The 12952-nt window shown below is 44.4% G+C and carries 14 protein-coding genes; 2 read left to right on the top strand and 12 right to left on the bottom strand.

The window, feature by feature from the left end:
- Positions 1 to 61 precede the first annotated feature (61 nt).
- Positions 62 to 541, bottom strand: coding sequence for a universal stress protein (locus tag J4N23_RS06030; RefSeq protein ID WP_207426124.1), 480 nt, complete (start codon positions 539 to 541; stop codon positions 62 to 64).
- A gap of 83 nt (positions 542 to 624) precedes the next feature.
- Between J4N23_RS06030 and J4N23_RS06035 the strand changes: the two genes are divergently transcribed.
- Complete coding sequence (locus J4N23_RS06035) at positions 625 to 1413, top strand: C40 family peptidase (RefSeq protein WP_207426125.1); 789 nt, start codon at positions 625 to 627, stop codon at positions 1411 to 1413.
- Between the two features lie 62 nt (positions 1414 to 1475).
- Positions 1476 to 1859, top strand: a complete 384-nt coding sequence (locus J4N23_RS06040; RefSeq protein ID WP_207426126.1) for a hypothetical protein — start codon at positions 1476 to 1478, stop codon at positions 1857 to 1859.
- Positions 1860 to 1866: 7 nt separating this feature from the next.
- Here J4N23_RS06040 and J4N23_RS06045 read toward each other — a convergent pair whose 3' ends face one another.
- The 11 genes from J4N23_RS06045 to J4N23_RS06095 form a co-directional block, all read right to left on the bottom strand.
- A complete protein-coding gene (locus tag J4N23_RS06045) occupies positions 1867 to 2781 on the bottom strand; it encodes a WD40 repeat domain-containing protein (RefSeq protein WP_207426127.1) in 915 nt (304 codons plus the stop codon).
- Complete coding sequence (hisIE, locus tag J4N23_RS06050) at positions 2782 to 3369, bottom strand: bifunctional phosphoribosyl-AMP cyclohydrolase/phosphoribosyl-ATP diphosphatase HisIE (protein ID WP_207426128.1); 588 nt, start codon at positions 3367 to 3369, stop codon at positions 2782 to 2784. It abuts the gene before it with no gap.
- Positions 3370 to 4170, bottom strand: coding sequence for an imidazole glycerol phosphate synthase subunit HisF (gene hisF / locus J4N23_RS06055; protein WP_207426129.1), 801 nt, complete (start codon positions 4168 to 4170; stop codon positions 3370 to 3372).
- A 5-nt stretch (positions 4171 to 4175) separates the two neighbouring features.
- Positions 4176 to 4925: a 1-(5-phosphoribosyl)-5-[(5-phosphoribosylamino)methylideneamino]imidazole-4-carboxamide isomerase gene (hisA, locus tag J4N23_RS06060; RefSeq protein WP_207426130.1), complete on the bottom strand. Its 750-nt coding sequence runs from the start codon at positions 4923 to 4925 to the stop codon at positions 4176 to 4178.
- 6 nt (positions 4926 to 4931) lie between these two features.
- The gene (hisH, locus tag J4N23_RS06065; RefSeq protein WP_207426131.1) at positions 4932 to 5573 is read right to left on the bottom strand and encodes an imidazole glycerol phosphate synthase subunit HisH; all 642 of its coding nucleotides are present in this window, start codon (positions 5571 to 5573) and stop codon (positions 4932 to 4934) included.
- Positions 5574 to 5649: 76 nt separating this feature from the next.
- The gene (gene hisB, locus J4N23_RS06070) at positions 5650 to 6837 is read right to left on the bottom strand and encodes a bifunctional histidinol-phosphatase/imidazoleglycerol-phosphate dehydratase HisB (protein ID WP_207426132.1); all 1188 of its coding nucleotides are present in this window, start codon (positions 6835 to 6837) and stop codon (positions 5650 to 5652) included.
- A gap of 1 nt (position 6838) precedes the next feature.
- Complete coding sequence (gene hisC, locus J4N23_RS06075) at positions 6839 to 7891, bottom strand: histidinol-phosphate transaminase (RefSeq protein ID WP_207426133.1); 1053 nt, start codon at positions 7889 to 7891, stop codon at positions 6839 to 6841.
- A 37-nt stretch (positions 7892 to 7928) separates the two neighbouring features.
- Positions 7929 to 9227, bottom strand: a complete 1299-nt coding sequence (hisD, locus tag J4N23_RS06080; protein ID WP_207426134.1) for a histidinol dehydrogenase — start codon at positions 9225 to 9227, stop codon at positions 7929 to 7931.
- Positions 9228 to 9295: 68 nt separating this feature from the next.
- The gene (gene hisG, locus J4N23_RS06085) at positions 9296 to 10147 is read right to left on the bottom strand and encodes an ATP phosphoribosyltransferase (RefSeq protein WP_207426135.1); all 852 of its coding nucleotides are present in this window, start codon (positions 10145 to 10147) and stop codon (positions 9296 to 9298) included.
- A 516-nt stretch (positions 10148 to 10663) separates the two neighbouring features.
- Complete coding sequence (locus J4N23_RS06090; RefSeq protein WP_207426136.1) at positions 10664 to 11488, bottom strand: HAD family hydrolase; 825 nt, start codon at positions 11486 to 11488, stop codon at positions 10664 to 10666.
- A 47-nt stretch (positions 11489 to 11535) separates the two neighbouring features.
- On the bottom strand, positions 11536 to 12726 hold the full coding sequence (locus J4N23_RS06095) for a multidrug effflux MFS transporter (protein WP_207426137.1): 1191 nt from the start codon (positions 12724 to 12726) through the stop codon (positions 11536 to 11538).
- Positions 12727 to 12952 lie beyond the last annotated feature (226 nt).

The raw sequence follows: 12952 nt of genomic DNA on the forward strand, positions 1-12952 counted from the left end.
CCAAGACGCAATGTTTAGGATTTTCCTTTTCCGGATCCAATGAAGCGACTAGCTTATCCTATTAGTGATGCTCGCTGTCTTTGTTTGGGATGATAAGTACAGGACAACGTGCCTTTTGCACCACCTTTTCTGCTACAGACCCTGAAATAAAATGATCGAAGCCAGTGCGGCCATGCGTTCCAAGAATGATCAGATCCGCATTCCATTCCTCAGCGGTACTTAATATTTCATCACGTACGCTTCCCATTTTATTAAATGTATAAACTGTCATCTCTGATCCATAAGCATCTGCAATACGGTCCAAAAGTCGCTTGCTTGCGTCCTCCTGGGCGGTAATCATCTCAGGCATCACTACCGGAGCTTCATTTACCAGGGGGTCGGCAAGGTAGGGGGTAGCCACAGGTATTTCGTTTACATGAATCAGCGCTACCTCTGCTCCAAGTTTTCGGGCCAGGTCAAATCCGTAACTCGCTGCCCGATCTGAGTACTGGCTGTCTTCTACGGCAATCAGTATTCGATGAAGTTCATTCAAACTTTTCATACACTGAAAACACCGAAAGTATTGGTTAAGTTTTTAAAGTTAGCCAGGCCTAAGCAAAAAATTATTTCTTTTGTATTTATAAGATGGATAAAGAATACGGAATTTGTCATTTGTCGATTGTTCCTTTAAGGGCAGAAGCATCCGACAGAAGTGAAATACGGAGTCAGCTATTATTCGGCGACTGCTTTGAGGTGGTGGAGGTATCCGAAAAGTGGGTGAGGATCCTCACCATTTATGATGAGTATTCCGGTTGGATAGACAGAAAGCAATATCTACCCCTAAATAAGCAGGACTACGGGACCCTTCTAGAAAGTACAAAGGTACTAGGGCCAGCGCCCTTCCACCTCGCGTCAAAGATTCGAACAGGCGAGCCGCTTTACCTCGTTTCGGGCAGCTCTATACCAACTTTGCAGGATGATAACTACTTTTCCCTCGGTGCCGAGCAGTACCAGCTTCTGGGATCTCCGGCTTTCGCGACAGGTACCGATTTTTCGAGTCTTGTTTGTGAATATGCCCATTTCTTTCTCCATGCACCGTATTTGTGGGGAGGAAAATCACTTTTTGGCATCGACTGTTCTGGGTTCACCCAAGTAGTTTTTAAGATGCTGGGGGTGAAGCTTAAAAGAGACGCCTGGCAGCAGGCAGAGCAGGGAGAAGTGGTGAGTTTTCTGCAGGAAGCCCGGGCGGGGGATTTGGCTTTTTTTGACAATGAGGAGGGTAGGATCACGCACGTGGGTATAATGTTGGACGACCAGAAGATCATTCATGCTTCAGGTAGGGTAAAAGTTGATCCGATCGATGATCAAGGGATTTATAGTCTGGATCTGCGCAAGCACACGCATAAGTTGAGAATTATAAAACGATATGTTTAGAATTTGATTCTTGAGCTGAAGAATTTGAATTTTTTTTCGTTTTTTGTGAAAGAGACTAAAATATGAAAAGTGTATTTTTACTAGTAGGTTTCTTGTTTCTTTCTGTTGCTTCCTTTGCGCAATACGGTCGATTACAGCGGCTTAGTACCAGCGACACCACTTTAGTTCTTAGAACTCCTGAAGAGACTATTTCGAAACTTAAAGAACAGGGAGATAAGAAGACTAGAAGGGTAGGCAATTGTATCGAATCTGTGGAGCGTCAGTTGGACTTTGTCCGTTCGGGCTTCACCACTAACCAACTCCCCACAATGAATGTCCAATCCTTTTTAAATTGTATAAAGTATTTGGAAGCAAATGGCATTGACGTAAATTACTACGTACAGGAATACTTCTACTATTTCCCGCAAAGGGGTTCTAAAGAAAATCGAACCAACAGGGCCTATTAGGCTGTAGTTAAGAGAAGTCAACTTTCCAGACGTTCACGTCTTTATCGTCGCTGATAGAAATTAAATTTCCGGTTTGTTTATCCCAGCAAATCTTATTAATTGAATGAGAGTGGGAGGGATAGCCCTTCTCTCTACTGATAATCTTTCTAAGTTTGAGGCTTTCTGCATCCCATATTTTTATAGTTTTATCCTGACTACAAGTAGCAAAATAAGGATATTGGGGGTGAAAGCGAATATCGTATATGGAGAAGAGATGCGCTACAACTGTATCTTTTAACGAGTAATCCAAGAGGTCCCAAACATTAAGCTTTGCATCCCGTCCACCGGAAAGCAAGCTTTTACCGTCGGGTGAATATTGAATAGAGGTGATTGGGTGAGTGTGGCCATTCAGCTCCCGAAGAAGCGTGTAGTCGTCAAGACTATAGATCCTGATAATATTATCCTTGCAACCAAATGCTACTTGTTTTTCATCCGGACTAACTGCAATCACCCGAACCGTCTGGTCGGCTACGTGGAACCTGTAAAGCAGCGAATAATCTGTTAAACTAATAACAGAAACAGAGCCGTCTTCCGAAGAGGCGAGAAGCTCTCTTTTGCCGGAAACGGAACAAAGGCCGAAAACAGGGTACTTATGATGATCAAGTTTGGCCACCACCTTTTGCGCTTCAAAGTCAAATATGGCTATTTGTCCACTCCGCATTCCAACAACAAGCACGGGAGCAGATTCAGGAGCATGGAGGGAGTACACAGAAGAAGAAACAGGCATAAGCACCTTGATAAACTCGTTTTTGCTGAGGCTCCATTCCACTACCCCTTTATCATTGCCAGCGGTAAATAGAATGCCCGGCTTCTGAGAAAGTTCTAGAGCATAAACCGGATTCTGATGTCCGGTTAGCGAGGCTATGCGTGTTACTTCTATCAATTACTTATGTCTTTGTTCCAGATTCTTAGCGATCGTCTCTAAACTGATGTTCTTCTCTTTCAAAAGAACAAGCAAATGAAAAACCAAGTCGGAAGCTTCGTTAATAAAATCGGTTTCTGTTTCATTTAGGGCGGCTATCACCGTTTCCACACCTTCTTCTCCTACCTTCTGGGCAATTTTATTCAAACCCTTCATGTGAAGTTTGTTCACATAAGAACCTTCGACAGGATTTTTGTAGCGGTCATTAATAATATTTGCCAGCTCGAAAATGAAGTTCTGATTGTATTCGGTTTTGAAACAGCTTCTTGAACCAGTATGACATGTAGGCCCAACCGGATTCACTTTAATCAATAGGGTGTCATTGTCGCAGTCGATGCTTATGTTCTTCACCCATAAAAAGTTTCCACTTTCTTCACCCTTTGTCCAAAGACGACTTTTTGTCCTCGAGAAGAATGTAACCCGACCTTCTTCCTCCGTTTTTTGATAGGCCTCCTCGTTCATGTACCCAAGCATAAGCACTTCAAGTGTTTGCTCATCTTGAATCACCACAGGAACGAGTCCGCCTGATTTAGAAAAATCTATATTCATTTAAAGTCTTACTTCAATGTTGTGGGTTCTCAGGTCCTCTTTTAATGCAGGAATAAGAATCTCACCGTAATGGAAAACAGAGGCAGCAAGAGCTGCATCTACGTTAGTTTGATGAAATACATCAATAAAATGTTGCACGTTGCCAGCGCCACCCGAAGCAATAAGGGGAATTGATATCTGGTCATTAATCTTGCGAAGCAAGCGATTGTCGAAACCTCCCTTGGTGCCGTCATGATCCATCGAGGTCAACAAAATTTCTCCTGCACCTCGATCTTCAGCTTCCTTAATCCATGATTCGGTCTCGAATTCCGTAGCTATCCGTCCGCCATTTAGGTGTACCAGATTTTTATCGCCTACCGCCTTTGTATCCACTGCAACTACTACAAATTGCTTTCCAAAAGCCATCGCGAGGTCATTGATAAGTTGTGGGTTTCTCACTGCGGCAGAATTGATAGAAATTTTATCTGCACCTGAATTGAGAAGTATATCAGCATCAGCTATTTCGTTGATGCCACCACCAATGGTAAAGGGAATATTTACATTCCTCGCTACAGCCTTTACCAGTTCTACCATAGTCTTCCGGCGCTCGTGGGTAGCTGTAATGTCCAAAAATACTAGCTCGTCGGCTCCCTGTTGGGAATATTGCCAGGCCAGCTCCACCGGGTCACCAGCATCCCGGAGGTCGACAAAATTTACTCCTTTAACAGTGCGACCGTCTTTAACATCAAGGCACGGGATAATGCGTTTTGCGAGTCCCGTGCCTTGATGATTTTTAGAATCGTAAGTATTTGAATTGCTCAAACGGCCTAAAATGAAATTAGCGATTTTAAGTTCCAGTCTTTGATTTCTTCGATGGTGATGCGGCCTTCATAAATTGCTTTGCCTACCACACACGCTTCCACTTTAATTTCCTGTAAAGCGCGGATGTCCTCCATCGAACTCACTCCACCAGATGCAATTAATTTGATGAAAGGAGAGTGGTCAAGCAATTTTTGATACAGCTCAACTCCTGCACCGCCTAGTTTACCATCTTTGTTGATGTCTGTGCAAAGGAAGCGGAAGAATCCTAAGTTAAGGCAACGGTCAACGTAATCCATCAGCTTAATAGGAGAGCTTTCCATCCAGCCGGAGTATTTGATCACCTCATCAAGAACATCGATAGCCACCACAATTTGATCTGATAATTTCTCTTTGCCGCAAAGCTGTTCGCTCAACTCAGGTAGAAAATCAGGGTTAGTAACCGCTTGTGTTCCTACGATCACGCGGTGAATACCAGCGTCTAAAAGTTCTTTTACCTTTTCAATACTTCTGATACCGCCACCGTATTGAACCTTCATTTCCGTTTTCCGGATGATATCAAACAGGTAACCCTGGTTGCTGAAGTCACCTTTAGCACCGTTCAGGTCGATGATATGAACGTATTCTGTACCGTTCGACTGATACTTCTCTATCATCTCCTCCAGTGTTACATCGTAAAATGTAACCTGATCGTAGTCGCCTTCACGTAAGCGCACTACCTTTTTGTCCAGAATATCAATTGCAGGGATTATGTACATATCTTTCTATAGTTCTGAAAAGTTTTTTAAAATTTTCTCGCCAGCTTCCCCTGACTTCTCGGGATGAAACTGAACTCCGTAAAAATTATTTTTTTGCAGCGCAGCCGAGAACTTAATGCCGTAATCGGTGGATGCGATTGTAAAAGTAGGATTAAATTCTATAAAATAGGAATGAACGTAGTAAAAGTAAGTTCCTGGTTTTATGTCTTTAAATAATTCATTATCAGGCACTGCGTTAACTTTGTTCCAACCAGTATGAGGTATTTTTAGTTTTAAATTTTCGGAAAAATGACAAGTTTTGACAGAAGCAATACCAAGCAGTTCAGCGTTGCCTTCTTCAGAAAATTCGGTCATTAATTGCATGCCTACGCAAATGCCTAAAACGGGCTTCGACGTTCCTTTAATCTTGGGAACCATCCCGCTCTCTGCCAGTTTTTGCATGGCAGCGCCTGCATGACCTACACCGGGAATAATATAACGCTCATATTTGTCGAACTCTTCCGGAGAATTGATCATCTCATAAGCGATGCCCTGTCTGTCGAGAGCTGCAGTGAGAGAGAAAATGTTGCCGGCTCCGTAGTTTACTATTCCCAGAAGTTTGGGAGTGGTTGAAGCAGAACCGGTATCGATACTCTTATTTTCTACCATAATTTGGGCTACAAATATACCGATAATCTCCGGTGAATAGGAAAAGGTATTTCCCTTGTCACAGGTCCTGCAATTTTTACAGCAGTCCTTTTGTGCTGGGAAGCTGCATATTGTTCACGTCCCGCTTCGCTGCCATTTTTATTGCTTTAGCAAAAGCTTTGAAAATGGCCTCTATTTTATGATGCTCATTTTGACCTTCGGCCTTAATATTCAAATTGCTTCGGGACGCATCTGAGAATGATTTGAAGAAATGGAAGAACATCTCGGTCGGCATTTCTCCCACCTTTTCGCGTTTAAATTCCGCGTCCCAAACAATCCAGTTTCTCCCTCCAAAATCAATTGCTACCTGTGCCAGGCAATCGTCCATGGGCAGGCAAAAGCCGTAGCGCTCGATACCTCTTTTGTCGCCAAGTGCTTTCGCGATGGCTTCACCTAAGGCAATTCCTGTATCTTCAATGGTATGATGTTCATCAATATGAAGGTCGCCTTTAGCAGTTATCTCCAGGTCGATGCTGCCATGACGTGCTATCTGATCCAGCATGTGATCAAAGAAATGAAGACCTGTACTTATTTTAGCTTCACCTTTTCCATCCAGGTTCAGCTTGATGAAAATGTCGGTTTCTTTGGTAGTGCGCACGTGTTCCACCTCCCGTTTTCCCACTTTCAGAAACTCATAAACATCCTTCCAGCTTGTGGTGTCAACGGCAATAACCTCGGCAAGGGTAGCATCTTTGTCTGTAATTTCCGCTAAGCCCAAGGTAGCATCCTGTTTCAGCCAAATCGCTTTGCAATCCAAGTTTTTTGCAAGAGCCACATCGGTAATCCGATCGCCGATTACAAATGAGTGCTCTAAGTCAAATCGGTCTTTATCAAAAAAGTGAGTAAGTAAACCAGTGCCCGGCTTGCGGGTTGGAGCATTTTCATGAGGGAAAGTCTTGTCGATCAGTACTTCCTTAAAAAAAACTCCTTCGGCTTCAAAAGCATCAATGATGAAGTTATGCACCGGCCAAAAGTTTTCCTCCGGATGGGAGCTGGTACCGAGTCCGTCTTGATTTGTCACCATCACCAGGTCAAAGTCAAGTTCCTCGGCGATCTTCGTAAGGTACTTGAAGGCTTGTGGATAGAACTTCAGCTTGGCGAATGAATCCACCTGGTAATCTTCGGGCTCCAGGCAAAGTGTACCATCTCTATCGATGAATAAAACTTTACGTGGCTGTGCTTTTACAGTCTCATTTGCCTCAGTTGTTGGGTTATCCAGACTCATGTTATGATTGAAAAGATTTGAGCGTATTGACTAAAATTTCGTTTTCAGAAGGAGTGCCTACTGTGATTCTCAAGCTGCCTTCGCACAGCTCCACCTTGGTGCGGTTTCTCACAATAATCCCCCGCTCCACCAAAAAGTTATAAATGCCATTTGCATCAGTAGTTTTAACCAGAATGAAGTTGGCATCAGAGGGGTAGATTTTTAACACGAAAGGCAGCGAGTGAAGATTACCAACCAGCTTCTCCCGTTCTCTGATTGTTTCCTTAATCCAGTCGTTAACCTGGTCAATATTTTTCAAAGCTTCCAAGGCTAATTCCTGGGAGGCCTGATTGATGTTGTACGGCGGTTTTACTTTATTGAAAACTTCGATGATCTCTTCACTTGCGAAGGCCATCCCCACACGCAAGGCTGCCAGTCCCCATGCTTTTGACAGCGTTTGCAGGATGACGAGATTGCTGTATTCAGTGAGTTCCTGGATAAACGTCTTTTGACGTGAGTAATTGATATATGCTTCGTCGATCACTACTAATCCAGGGAAGTTTGCCAGCACTGTTTCCACATCTTCTCGGTTGATTGAATTTCCTGTTGGATTATTGGGCGAGCAAATAAAGATCATCCGGGTATTCGCATCAATTGCTTCTGCGATGCCTTCCAGGTTCAACTGGTAGTCAGGAGTCAGCGGTACTTTTTTGATCGCTACATCATTAATGTTGGCAGATACTTCGTACATGCCGTAAGTAGGAGGAACGGTGATTACATTGTCGACACCCGGGCGGCAAAATGCTCTGAAGAGGATGTCGATCGCTTCGTCACTACCATTTCCCAAAAAAATGTTTTGAGGTGGAACTCCTTTAATCTCACTTAAACGTTTTTTAACCTCCCACTGTAAGGGATCCGGATAACGGTTATAAGCGGTTTCGAGCGGGGAGCCGTAGCTGTTCTCGTTAGCATCTAGAAATACGGACGCTTCTCCTTTAAATTCATCACGGGCGGATGAGTAAGGAACTAAGTTTTTTATGTTGTCTCTTAAAATAGAGTTAATATCAAAATTCATCGTTTTAGCATTAAAATGGACATTGCTTCAAATCTCCTTACTTTCCGGCCAAAGACTTCCGTACTGTCACGGCGTTCTTGTGCGCCTGCAATCCTTCCAGTTCGGCGAGAACTTCCACCGTTGTGCCCAGATTGTTTATCCCCTGAGCTGTCAGATGCTGGAAAGTGATCTTTTTTACAAAGGAATCCACAGAAACACCTGAATAGGATTTCGCGTAAGCGCTGGTTGGAAGGGTATGATTGGTGCCCGAAGCGTAATCACCGGCACTTTCAGGAGTAAGATTTCCCAGAAATACCGAGCCTGCGTTGCTGATCAAGCCGGTAATCTTCTGCCAGCTTTCTGTCGCGAGGATCAGGTGCTCAGGGGCGTACTCGTTGCTAAATGCCATCGCCTCTTCCAGGTCAGCAGCCACCACAGCATAAGAATTATCAATGGCTTGTGCAGCAATCTCCTTTCTTGGAAGTACGGCCAGTTGCTTTTCGAGTTCGGCGATTGTTTTTGCAATGATTTCCTCGGAAGTTGCCACTAATACCGCCTGTGAATCCACCCCATGTTCTGCCTGAGCTAGCAAATCAGCAGCGACAAAAACGGGATTTGAAGTCTCGTCCGCGATCACCAGCACCTCTGACGGTCCTGCCGGCATGTCAATAGCAGTAGGGGTAGTCGACTGAACAATCGTTTTTGCCTTGGTCACGTATTGATTTCCCGGTCCGAAGATTTTGTCCACTTTCGGCATACTTTCCGTTCCATAAGCCATTGCTGCTACAGCTTGCGCTCCTCCAACTAAATAAACGCGGTCTATCTGCAGCAGCTTTGCTACGTAGGCGATATAGCAGTTAATTGATCCGTCTTTCTGAGGAGGTGAACACACAACTATTTCTTTACATCCGGCAATCTTAGCAGGAACACCCAGCATTAAAAACGTGCTGGGAAGGACAGCTGTTCCCCCCGGAATATAAAGTCCCACTTTTTCAATGGGCCGAAATTCACGCCAACAGGTAACGCCCGGCATGGTTTCTACCTGGGCTTCCTTTTTTAGCTGCGACTGATGGAATTTATGAATATTGTTGTAGGCAGTGTCAATCGCCAAACGTTGCTCGTCGCCGATCTGTGCTGCTATCGTAGCTATTTCTGCCTGATTGAGGTAAAGTTTAGACAGGCTCACTTTATCAAAGGTCTCCGCAAAGCGGATCAGTGCCTGATCACCTTCGGCCTTCACAGCCGCAATAATTGACTCCACCCGTTCGCCGATTGTATTGTTCTCATCGGCATTACGTGAAACCAGTTGCTGTGTTGCTTCCCGATTTAATTCCCTGTATTGATAGATCTTAAGCATCTTTTCAGTAGTTAATCCCTTGAGATCTCGGTTAAGCCCGGATCTTTTCAGAGAAGAAGTTTAGGACGTTAAAGAATTATCTTTTCAATTGGCATCACCACAATTCCCTGAGCGCCGGCAGCTTTTAGCTGATTAATGCGGCTCCAGAAATCTTTTTCAGGAATAACTGTATGAATGGCAACCCAACCTTCTTCTGCCAAAGGAACTACAGTAGGGCTTTTGATCCCGGGTAGTAAAGTTTTGATCTCATCGACGTTCTTCCGTTCGGCATTCAGTACCACGTACTTCGTTTCCTTTGCGCGCAGAACGGATTGGATACGTTGAATAAGCTCCTGAATGAGCGGATCTTCCTCTTCTCCTTTGCGTCCGATAAGAACAGCTTCAGAGGATAGTACATCGCCGAAAGGCTTTAAGCCGTTGCTTTTTAAGGTGCCTCCCGTTGAAACGATGTCGCAAATGGCGTCCGCCAGACCTAAGCCCGGAGAAATTTCTACAGAACCCGAAATAGTTCTTATTTCGGCTTCCACGTTATTGTCCTTAAGAAACTTGCCGAGGATAACCGGGTAAGAGGTTGCAATCGCTTTTCCGTTAAGATCCGCAAGAGCTTGAATATCGCCTTTATTAGGGATAGCAAGTTTTAAAGTGCATTTTCCAAAGCCTAAGCGTTGGAGGTAGGCTACTTCAACTTCTGTTTCGCAAATTACGTTTTCACCTACAATTCCCAGATCAGCAATGCCATCCTGAACGTATTCAGGAATATCATCGTCGCGAAGAAAAAGAATCTCTAAGGGGAAATTGGATACCGGAGATATCAAAGAGCTTTTATAATTTTCGAAGCTTAAACCACAATTTTTAAGAAGCTCTACGGATTTTTCATTTAACCTACCCGACTTCTGGATAGCTATTTTGAGTGTTTTCAATGTTTAAATTTTAGTAATCAGACCAATAAAAATATTCGGGGAATCAGTTTCACGTAGAAACATACATTTATCTATCGCCGCAATGGCGATGATGAGCATGCATGTGATGTGTGAAAACTAATATCATTTGTTGGTTCCTGATTAAATCGGGAGTCGCAAATATACGTATCCCACCTAAAAATTAAAATTTTATATCCTTTTATACGCTCCGGGTTTCGTTTTAGAGAACGCGAACAAATTTTTTCTGCTTTGCTGCAGCAATTTTATTTTTGCAATCCCAACTATCGCAATGCCGGAAGTAGTTTTAGTTATTTTTATTATCGCACTGATTTGTTCTCCACAAATTCTTGCTGGTTTACTTGCAAGAAGCATGGGACGTAGCTTCTGGTTTTGGTTCTGGATCTCTTTCCTGATCCCTATTATTTCGTTAGTGATTCTTCTGTGCAAGAAGGATGACCGGCCTGGCCAAAGTTATAAGCTGGCCGATCACGTAAAAGGGGAGTAGTCTTCGTAATGCTACAACTGCTGCTGCGGGGCTTGCGCTTCCACCACTTGTTTTAAAATTTCTTCAACCCCGAGTGAGCTATTGTTTTTTGTGGTGTATTTCGCCGCCGCCTTTACGTCCGGATGCGCATTCTCTACGGCATAGCTGAAGGCAGCCCGTCCCAACATGCCTATATCATTCTGATAGTCGCCAAAGGCAATTGTTTCTTCAGGGCCTATGTTGAACTTGCTCTGCAGGTATTCAATAGCGTGCCCTTTGTTGGTGGCCTTGTCGGCGATATCCAGCCAGATCTTTCCGGAAACGGTTACCTGCATTGATTCCCGGTACTGTTTGAAATGCTGAAAACTATTCCGCTCGGCTCCCTCAAAATCACAGATCGCAATTTTCAAAAAGTCGTCATCCTTGACGTGCTCGAGGCTCTCTACCAGTTCGTATTTATCGTAATACATCTTCACCTGCTCCAAAAAACGGGGAGTATCGTTTTCGATGTAAGCCTGTTTCTTTCCGCACAACACTACTTCAGTGCCCGGGAGGCTGCCTGCCTCTTTAAGAATTCTCTTCACTAAATCAGGATCAGTGGGCTGCACCATTAACTCTTGATCCTTTTGCACTACATAGCCGCCGTTCTCTGCCACAAAGATCACATCGTCTTTTACCCGTTCAAACGTTTTGATCAGGTTGAAGTATTGCCGACCGCTGGCAGCAACGAAGAGTATCCCGAGCTCCTGTAGCTGCTGAAATAGCGAGTAGAACTCCCCGCTCAGTTGGTGCTGAGGATTGGCAAGCGTGCCATCCACGTCGGTTGCGACAAGTTTTATATTTGAAAAATCGATCATGTATAAGCTGATTTAAGTGGTGAAAATAGGAATTCCTGCCCCTGAACCTAATGCAATTGCTTGTGTACAAATTTCCTGCCGATTAGCAGGATGCCCAGGCTACTGACCGAACAGGTTGCCATTACGGCGGTCATCGGAATTGCTGTATGGTTGGTCAAAATGCTGACGCAGAAGGAAGTGAAGGCGCCCACGGCCATTTGAACACTTCCCATCAGTGCCGAGGCACTGCCCGCGTTTTTTGAAAAAGGAGCCATGGCCAGTGCTGAGGTGTTCGGGAAAGTAAATCCCTGGCAGCAAAGGAAGAGAAAGATAAGCGCAATGGTGCTGTAGAGTCCGGTGAATCCAAACATGGCTCCGCTAACAAGCAAAAGCCCTGTACTTACCTGACAAATGAGGGCTCGCAAAATGATAGTTCGGCTGCTAAGGTGTTTTAAAGCAACCGTGTTTAATTGGCTGGAGCCGATAATACCAACAGCAATGGCGGCAAAAATCCAGCCGTACTCCTGTTCAGTCACCTGGAAAATCTCCATAAAAACGTAGGGTGAGCCGGAGATATAAGCATAAAGCCCAGCTGCGGCCACAGAACCACTAAGGGTATAAACAAGGAATTGAGGCTCTTTCAATACTGCCAGAAAGTTGCGGAGGATGGGGCGCGGTTTCAGGGATAAACTGGTGTCCGGCTTCTGGGTTTCGGGGAGGACGAAAAAGACACCCGCGAGTACGGCGAGGCCCATTATAAATAGGATGACGAACACAGAATGCCAGCCGAAAGTTGCTGTTACGTAACCACCAAGAGTAGGGGCAATGATGGGAGAAACCCCAATTACCAGCATGAGGGTAGAGAAAACTTTTGCGCTTTCAGAGACTGGAAACAGATCACGAACCATCGCTCTCGAAGCTACCATCCCTGCGCATCCTCCTGCTGCCTGAAGAAAACGAAGGGCAATAAGTCCCTCCACACTTTCCACAAGGGCGCAGCCAATGGAAGTAAGCACGTAAGCCGCCAAACCAAAGTATAAAGGTTTTTTCCTACCAAAACGGTCTAATAAAGGACCATACAAGAGCTGACCTGCAGATATTCCGATAAAAAAACTAGTTAATGAAAGCGAAACCTGGGCTACCGAGGTATCAAGATCTTCTGCAATTGCAGGAAACCCAGGCAAGTACATATCAATAGAAAATGGGCCGATAGCCGAAAGAGCACCGAGTATAAGAATAAGAAGAAAGCGGTTTTTCATCAGAATTAATAATGTAAAAAGTTTACAAGGAGCAAGTGCTTATGTTTGATTGCAAGCCTAACTGGGGAAGATTATGACTTCCAGCAGATTTTTAATCTACTTTTTGAGTCGCTGGAACCAAAGCGTCAATCGCCAAAAGTGGCTGGTAAAGGAGAGCGTGAGGCAATTGTTAAGCCTGGGACGAAGAGTTGGGGCCTTGCCGAAAGAAACGGTTCGGGCCCCAAAA

This window comes from Pedobacter sp. SYSU D00535 (genome assembly GCF_017355855.1).
Taxonomy (GTDB): domain Bacteria; phylum Bacteroidota; class Bacteroidia; order Sphingobacteriales; family Sphingobacteriaceae; genus Desertivirga.